9 protein-coding genes are annotated in these 7016 nt (G+C 61.4%); 4 read left to right on the top strand and 5 right to left on the bottom strand.

What is annotated here, in order from left to right:
- Both EOB59_RS36970 and EOB59_RS32060 read left to right on the top strand, forming a co-directional pair.
- Positions 1 to 1085 (top strand): WD40 repeat domain-containing protein (locus EOB59_RS36970; RefSeq protein ID WP_245486846.1); only part of this gene is annotated, 1085 nt, incomplete at its 5' end.
- A complete protein-coding gene (locus EOB59_RS32060; protein ID WP_128290125.1) occupies positions 991 to 1542 on the top strand; it encodes an isochorismatase family protein in 552 nt (183 codons plus the stop codon). The genes EOB59_RS36970 and EOB59_RS32060, both read left to right, overlap by 95 nt.
- 295 nt (positions 1543 to 1837) lie before the next feature.
- On the opposite strand, the gene EOB59_RS32065 is transcribed toward EOB59_RS32060, so the two are convergent.
- The 4 genes from EOB59_RS32065 to EOB59_RS32085 form a co-directional block, all read right to left on the bottom strand.
- Positions 1838 to 2050 (bottom strand): hypothetical protein, encoded by a 213-nt coding sequence (locus EOB59_RS32065; protein ID WP_128290130.1) that lies wholly within the window; start codon positions 2048 to 2050, stop codon positions 1838 to 1840.
- 76 nt (positions 2051 to 2126) lie between these two features.
- Positions 2127 to 2426, bottom strand: a complete 300-nt coding sequence (locus EOB59_RS32070; protein ID WP_128290126.1) for a DUF1236 domain-containing protein — start codon at positions 2424 to 2426, stop codon at positions 2127 to 2129.
- Between the two features lie 816 nt (positions 2427 to 3242).
- Positions 3243 to 3500 carry a hypothetical protein gene (locus tag EOB59_RS35450; protein ID WP_164895817.1) on the bottom strand — a complete coding sequence of 86 codons (258 nt, stop codon included), beginning with the start codon at positions 3498 to 3500 and terminating at the stop codon, positions 3243 to 3245.
- A 690-nt stretch (positions 3501 to 4190) separates the two neighbouring features.
- On the bottom strand, positions 4191 to 4478 hold the full coding sequence (locus EOB59_RS32085) for a hypothetical protein (RefSeq protein ID WP_128290128.1): 288 nt from the start codon (positions 4476 to 4478) through the stop codon (positions 4191 to 4193).
- Positions 4479 to 4796: 318 nt separating this feature from the next.
- On the opposite strand from EOB59_RS32085, the gene EOB59_RS32090 reads away from it, so the two are divergent.
- Both EOB59_RS32090 and EOB59_RS32095 read left to right on the top strand, forming a co-directional pair.
- A complete protein-coding gene (locus tag EOB59_RS32090) occupies positions 4797 to 5015 on the top strand; it encodes an exopolysaccharide production repressor protein (RefSeq protein ID WP_306462370.1) in 219 nt (72 codons plus the stop codon).
- A gap of 578 nt (positions 5016 to 5593) precedes the next feature.
- Positions 5594 to 5896 (top strand): DUF1236 domain-containing protein, encoded by a 303-nt coding sequence (locus EOB59_RS32095; RefSeq protein WP_027035237.1) that lies wholly within the window; start codon positions 5594 to 5596, stop codon positions 5894 to 5896.
- Between the two features lie 87 nt (positions 5897 to 5983).
- On the opposite strand, the gene yghU is transcribed toward EOB59_RS32095, so the two are convergent.
- A complete protein-coding gene (gene yghU, locus EOB59_RS32100) occupies positions 5984 to 6850 on the bottom strand; it encodes a glutathione-dependent disulfide-bond oxidoreductase (protein WP_128290129.1) in 867 nt (288 codons plus the stop codon).
- Positions 6851 to 7016: the final 166 nt, after the last annotated feature.

A 7016-nucleotide genomic window follows, 5' to 3' on the forward strand; every position in this document is an offset into this window, starting at 1 on the left:
TCGTGGCGCCATTGCCGCCGGCTCCGCCGCCGCTACCGACGCAGCCCGAGGGCCACCGCGACTCGGTCGTCTGGCTGGCGGTGGCGCCCGACGGGCACTCGATCATGAGCGCCAGCACCGATCACACGATCAAGCTGTGGGACATCGCCGCCAAGCAGCTGATCCGCACTCTCGGCGTGCACAAGGATATGGCCCGCACGGCGCTGTTCATGCCCGACGGCGTCAGCGCGCTGACGGCCGGCGACGACGGCGAGATCGTGCAGCGCAAACTTTCCGACGGCGCGGTGCTGCATGTCTTCTCCTCGGGCGGCAATGGCGGCGTCAGAAAGCTGGCGATCAGCCCGGACGGCAAACATGCCATCAGCGGGCACGACACGGGCAATGTCATCGTCTGGGATCTCAAGAAGGGCGCTGTGCTGCACGCCATGAGCGGGAATGGCTGGTCGGTCAGCGCCGTCGCCGTCTCGCCCGATGGCAGGCAAGCCCTCAGCGGCAGCATAGACGGCACACTGAAACTTTGGGACATCGAAAGCGGCAAGCAATTACGAAGTTGGCACGGGCATGAGCGAGGCACATATGGCGCCGCGTTCACCGCCGACGGGCATCATCTGGTCACCGGCAGTGGCGATTACACGATCAAGCTCTGGGATCTAGACAGCGGCCGCGAAGCGCGCCGCTTTGAAGGCCACGAAGGCACTGTCTACGCATTGGCGCTGTCGGCCGACGGCCAGCGCCTGGTCTCCGGCTCGCTCGACGGCACGGCGCGGCTGTGGGACATGGACACCGGCAACCAAATCGCGATGTTCGATAGCCGGACCGGCCCGATCTACGCGGTGGCCTTCACCGCCGATGGCACGGTGCTGACCGGCGGCAACGACCGCGCCATCAGGGATTGGCCGGCCAACCGGCGGCGAGGGCGTCGTGCTGTTTGCCGGCGCGCCGGAATGAGCGAAATCTTGATCACCTTGTCCGCCGTGCTATGTAAAACCCATGTCAGAAGCCAGCCTCCCAGACAACGCGCCGCTCATTGTCATCGATCTCCAGACCGGCATGTTCGACGGTGTGCACGAGCCGCCGATCCATGATGCGCCAGATATTGTCGAGCGCACCAAGGCGGTGATCGATTGGGCGCGGCGCGGCGGGCGCAAGGTCGCTTTTATCAGGCATGACGGACCCGATGGCGATCCATTGGCACCGGATGAGCCGGGCTGGCCGGTTTGGCCCGCGCTCGGCCAGGCGGCGGACGAGCCGACCTTTGCCAAATCGGTGCGCGATGCATTCAGCAATCCCGCCTTCGGCGACTGGGTGGCCGGGCAAGGTGCGGGTGCTGTCGTGCTCTTGGGCGCACAGACCGATTTTTGCGTGGCCGCGACGGTCAAGGGCGCGATCGCCAGAGGGCTCGGCGTGACCGTGGTGTCCGATGCGCACAGCACGCTGGACAATGCCAGCGAGAGTGCCGAACAGGTCATCACCAGGCACAATGGCGAATTCGCGGAGGCCGGTGTCAATCTGGTGACCACAAAGGCGCTTGTCGGCGGCTGAAGCCCGACCGTCGCCGCAGGCCGCATCAGGCAGGCCGGCTTGAGGAGTTCGCGAGGGAAGACAGCGCTGGGCGGCTGCCGTGGTCGACGCGGACGGGGGGGCGCATTGTTGGGATGGCTCGGGCGCCCGCGTCAACCAGGGCGGCTCGTACCGCCGCATTAGCAACATTGCACATTGCGCGCCGCTCGAAACTTCCGCGAAAGCGGAATAGGCTGGGGCAAAAGTGCGGATTCGGCCGACTTTCGGCGCGCTTTCCCGGCACCGGAATCAAGTCTGCTGGCTGTCGGGATGTCGTTCAGGGCGTTTGCCGGTCCTGCACCGGATCGGCGAGGAACGATGCCGCAATCAGGTCGTCGGCATCGATCCGACCATGACGATCTTCCATGATGGCCGCGACCTTTTGAAAGGTTTTCATTTCGGCATCCGTCACCCGCGCATTGCGCATTCTGGCTTGGAGGTCGGCCAGACGAACGCCCAAAGCAGGGGATGTCACAGCTTTGCTTGTCATCTTCACTCGTCCTGATTGGAACTGACATGTGCAACCCGCCGCCATGGCTGGCGGCGGGTTTGGGACAGTTCGAAATTCAGTCGTAGACCTTGACGATCTTGCGGGTGCCCGGATCCACCAGGACGGTGCGGTTGTCGACCACCACGTAGCGGTATTGGACATCGGGGATCTCATGAAGCTCGACCGTTTCCGGCAACGCGCTACCAATATTCAGTTCCACACCGGGAACCTTGACCGAAGCAAGGGGCTGCTTCTTCACATACTCGCGGATGACCGTGTCCTGTTCAGGCTGAATGACAATGTCCTGAGCGGCAACGGCGCCGACTCCGGCCAACAGCAATAGCGCCGCAGCGGCGCCCGTTAGGTGCATTTTCATACTGTTTCTCCTTGCGAGTCAGCATGACAAGATCGTCCAACGCTGACGAGCAACTGAACTTGAGCCAAATGAAAATGTTCCTCCGCTGGGGCTTCGGTCGGATGAGAAGTGCGACTTAAGTCCGGTCCGCAAGCGCATTGGTCTTACCGACGGGAACGGCTCTCTGTTCACGACTGTTTGTCTCCCGGATTCGGAGAAACAGATGGACAAAAGTGTTGGCCAAGCGCGCTGCTCGCACCGATTTTCGCGACGGCCGTCACCTTTCTGGTGATGGGAATAGTCCTTGGCTGACATGTCGTCGATCGGCGCAGCAACGTCCCTTCCTGCGCTGATAGGATTCGCAAGCCGCTTCGGCGGCTGGCGAATCCTCTATCTTCACCACGCGCGGGCCTGCTCATTCGGCAAGCGAGCGCTTCGTTCAGCTTATGCAACGTTGGGAGGTTTACTATGGATCGGCGATCCTTCTTGACAGCAATGTTTGGCATTGCCGGGGCAGCAGCCCTTGCAGGGGCAATTCGCCCGATCGAAGCAGTGGCCGGTGTTCCAGGCGCCGGAAACGGCATTCTCGATGAAATAGAGGCGTCACAAACAGAGGCCTTCGACGACGGTACACATGCGGAGGTGCAGCCGGTCGACCATCGACGCTGGGATCGGGACTGGGATCGGGACCGGGATCGGGACTGGGATCGGGGCTGGCGCCGGCGCCGGCACGGGCGGCGATGGAGACGCGTCTGCCGTAGTTATTGGCGGCATGGTCGCCGTCGCGTCCGGTGCTATCGCAGACGCGGGCCCTCGGTCATCCTTCGGTTTTAGCAGCTAGCCAGCACGTCTTAGCTTGACCAGCGCGATCGGCTCGGCGTCCGCATTTTTCCGGCGGCTGCCGAGCAGAATGCCGTTTGCCGAGGCTGGAGTTCCATAGCGGGGCGGCGCGAAGGTGAATCCGCGCCAGACAGAAGCGAAGACGTCAAGATGACGGTGCACCGACGCATGCCATCCGCTGGCGAGAAATGGCCCGGCAGCCAGGTGCAAAGGGAGGCACGCCGGGCCAGCCGACTTCTGGCGGTCGCCGGCCATCCTTATATTCTATACGTCTAATATTAATGCAAGCGGCGCCAAAAAGCCTCCGGTGGACAATACATCGCCCGAAGCCGTCCGCTCCACTGGACGAAGCCTGGAGGACCCGCGCGGCCGCAATCTCGCCATCGCTCGGCAATTGGTTCGGGCTCGTTCAGTTTGCCGCTTTGCTATCGTGTATCGATCGAGCGGGCGGCGAAGGCAGGGCACGTTGATCCGCAGGCTGCTCGCTGAAGTAGAGCGAACTGCCGAGAACAAGGAAGACGATGCCCACCGCCATCAATCCAACCATGAGCACGGCGATCGCCGTGCCTGGACCATGGCCTGTCTTTATGATGGTGGATCGGTGGGGCATCGCGCCGTTCTCCGGATATGGCACACCAGGGGTGCCGAACCTTCGCGACAAACGACAAGCGCGGCCCGATGTTCCCTTGGCGGAGCTTCAATCGGTCAGGTCGGGCTTTTGCTTTTTCCCGTAGGACCAAGGTCTTATCTGTTGTGCGCAAAAGTCCAAGGGGCCTTGTTCAGTTCCGATAATGTCCCTTGGATGTTCCGCTATTTTAGGTAAATCTGATATAAAGCTCCGGGGAAAACTTAGCCAGCCAAGCACATTTTCCCGCGAAACGGGCATGGAAAATGTGGCTTTGGCAAGTTCAACAACAGGCAGTTATGTCTCGGGCGACGAATGGCTCACGTCTCGTCGAATGGGCCCTCGCGGTTCTGATCGCGCGTGATCGCGGCTTCTTCCTCATCATCGGGAAGGGCGTCGTCGCTGTCCTGGTACGCGTTATCGTCGTCCTCGTCGGGCAGATCGCCGTCTTTTTCGATGCCGTAACGCATGTCGCCGTTTTCCGGCACGGACTCTGGCAGGATCTCGCCGCCCTTGATTGCATCCCAATCCTGCTGCTCGATGGTCGGCCCGTCCGCCTGCGGTGCGTCACCTTCGATATCGGCGCCTGGTTTGTTGCGCGGTGCCATGCTGGGCTCCTTTCCTTGAAAACTGGAGGCGAAACTCGGGGTGCCGGCGTTTGTTCCCGTGCTTGAAGTGCAGGCGTGCTTCTGGATTGCCGACAGCTGGCAGCCCCCGCCAGCACCCGCTGCCGTTCCCGGGTCGCCACCGTTGCCAAGTCGCCGCGCAATGGAGAGCGCGCAGTGGCGATCGGTCGCTTACTTGCGAAGTTGCTAAAATAATGGAATGTTGTCCGCGGGAAATGGGAATGAGGCAGGGACTGATCGGAACCGCCGCGGTTTCGACGGTTTTGGGAAACCATGTATTTTGGACAGTTTCTCGTAGGAATGTCAGCCACGGCCATCATCGTCGCGGTCTGGACCTATATGGTTACCGGCTCTTTCTGGGAGGCATTTGCCTGGACGATAGCGACGCTGCTTGTCCTGCAGGTCGGCTACTTCGTGCTCATCGTGAGGCTGATCTTCAGGGGCTCGCACGATATCGCGCCGAGCCAGGATCCGGTAGACGCCTTCCCGCCATTGCGTCGCGACGGTGTCCGACTTTAAGACCGGGTAGCCAGGATCACTCGCGCGTGTGCGCCCGGGCAATTCGGGGAACCTCGCCACCAGCGCGACCACGGTGTTTGGTCACCGAGACAGCGTCCGAGCATATCCCTGCCGGAGATTTCGGCGCAGCGTTATCGTGGGAACATGACGCATGCGCGACCAGCTTCGCATGGAGCTCAGGCCGTCAGGCGGAACAAGTGATGATGCTTCGCGTTCTCTAGCGGTACCGGTGAGGTTGCCACCTCCATCGGAACTCTCATGGCTCGCTCTGCTCCCGGCGGGGCGAGCCTTTTTCCGTGCTCCCATCGTCCAGATAGAGGGACGCGAGGCTGATTTGACGCGGCGACGACAGGTGCTTCGCCAATCCGGCTACAGCAGGAATTTTTCGTCTTCTAATGTCCGTACACATTTGTGCAAGTTTTCAAGCATTTCCGCGCTGTCTGTCGCATGTCTGATCAGCAATAAATTAATATCCGAGCCGAAAACGTAACATCTTCAATTCTGAAGTTCGATGGAACCGCATGGCAGCGGTGGAGTTTTTATGGAGGGCGGAATTCAATTGTCACTAGGAGACGGTCATGAAACTTTATCTTACAAGCGCGGCGGCCGCAGTCGTCCTGATGGGCGGCATTGGTGCGGCGCTGGCGGAGAGCGTCGTCGTCGTCCAGCCGGAGCAGGAGACGGTCGTTCGCGAATACATCAAGAGGGAACCGCTTGCCTCGGTGAACCTTCTGGGGGTCGAACTCAAGCTCGGCTCCTCGGTGCCGGACACTGTCGAATTGCGTGAGGTGCCCGACGTCAAATATCGCGTCGCCGTGATCAATGACCAGACGGTCCTCGTCGATCCGGAGACCCGCCAGATCGTTGAAGTGCTGCACTAAGGGGGTTCCCGCAGCACTGAACCTTGGGGAAAACCCGCCCCGACGTCGCGTCGGTGGCGGGTTTCCTTTGCCGCGACCCGCTATGGCCTATTCGGCGGCCAGTCTATCCTGCGTCTTGGTCTCGAAATCGCTGGCGTCGTGGCGCTCATGCAATTGCATGGCAGGCTCGCCGAAAGCGCGGTTGACCATGCGGCCGCGCTTGACCGCCGGTCGTGCGTCGATCGCCTTGGCCCAGCGTTGCACATGTGTGTATTCCTGCACGGACAGGAACTCGGCGGAATCATTGTACATGCGGCCGAGCGCCAGCCCGCCATACCAGGGCCACACCGCCATATCGGCGATGGAATAGTCCTTGCCGCCGAGATATTCAGTCTCCGCCAGCCGGCGGTCGAGCACATCCATCTGGCGTTTCACCTCCATCGAGAAGCGGTCGATGGCATATTCGAACTTTTCCGGCGCATAGGCATAAAAGTGACCGAAGCCGCCGCCCAGATAGGGCGCCGAGCCCATCTGCCAGAACAGCCAGGACAGCACCTCGGCGCGGGCCGGCTGTTCGGTCGGCAGGAATTCGCCGAACTTTTCGGCGAGATAGACCAGGATCGAACCGGATTCGAAGATGCGCACCGGCGTCTTGCCGCTGCGGTCCATCAGGGCCGGGATCTTGGAGTTGGGATTGACCTCGACGAAGCCGCTGCCGAACTGGTCGCCATCGTTGATCCGGATCAGCCAGGCATCGTATTCGGCGCCCTTGTGGCCGCGCGCCAGAAGCTCTTCCAGCATGACGGTGACCTTGACGCCGTTCGGCGTCGCCAGCGAATAGAGCTGCAACGGATGCTTGCCGACGGGCAGTTCCTTGTCATGCGTCGGTCCGGCGATCGGCCGGTTGATGCTGGCAAAGGCTCCGCCGCTCGGCTTGTTCCAGGTCCATACTTTCGGCGGGGTGTATTCGGTCATCTCGGGGGCCTCGTGTCGTGGGGAAGGATGGCAGGTCGCCATAAACTAGGGCTGCGGATGTGTAAGTTCAACTTGCGTTGAACTATTATCGATGCCCGCAGGGCCAACATCGGCAATTGGGCTCTTCCTTGCCCTTGCGCCTTCTCCGGCGTGGCATACCTATAGA

It is taken from the genome of Mesorhizobium sp. M7A.F.Ca.MR.176.00.0.0, from assembly GCF_004023165.1.
GTDB lineage: Bacteria > Pseudomonadota > Alphaproteobacteria > Rhizobiales > Rhizobiaceae > Mesorhizobium.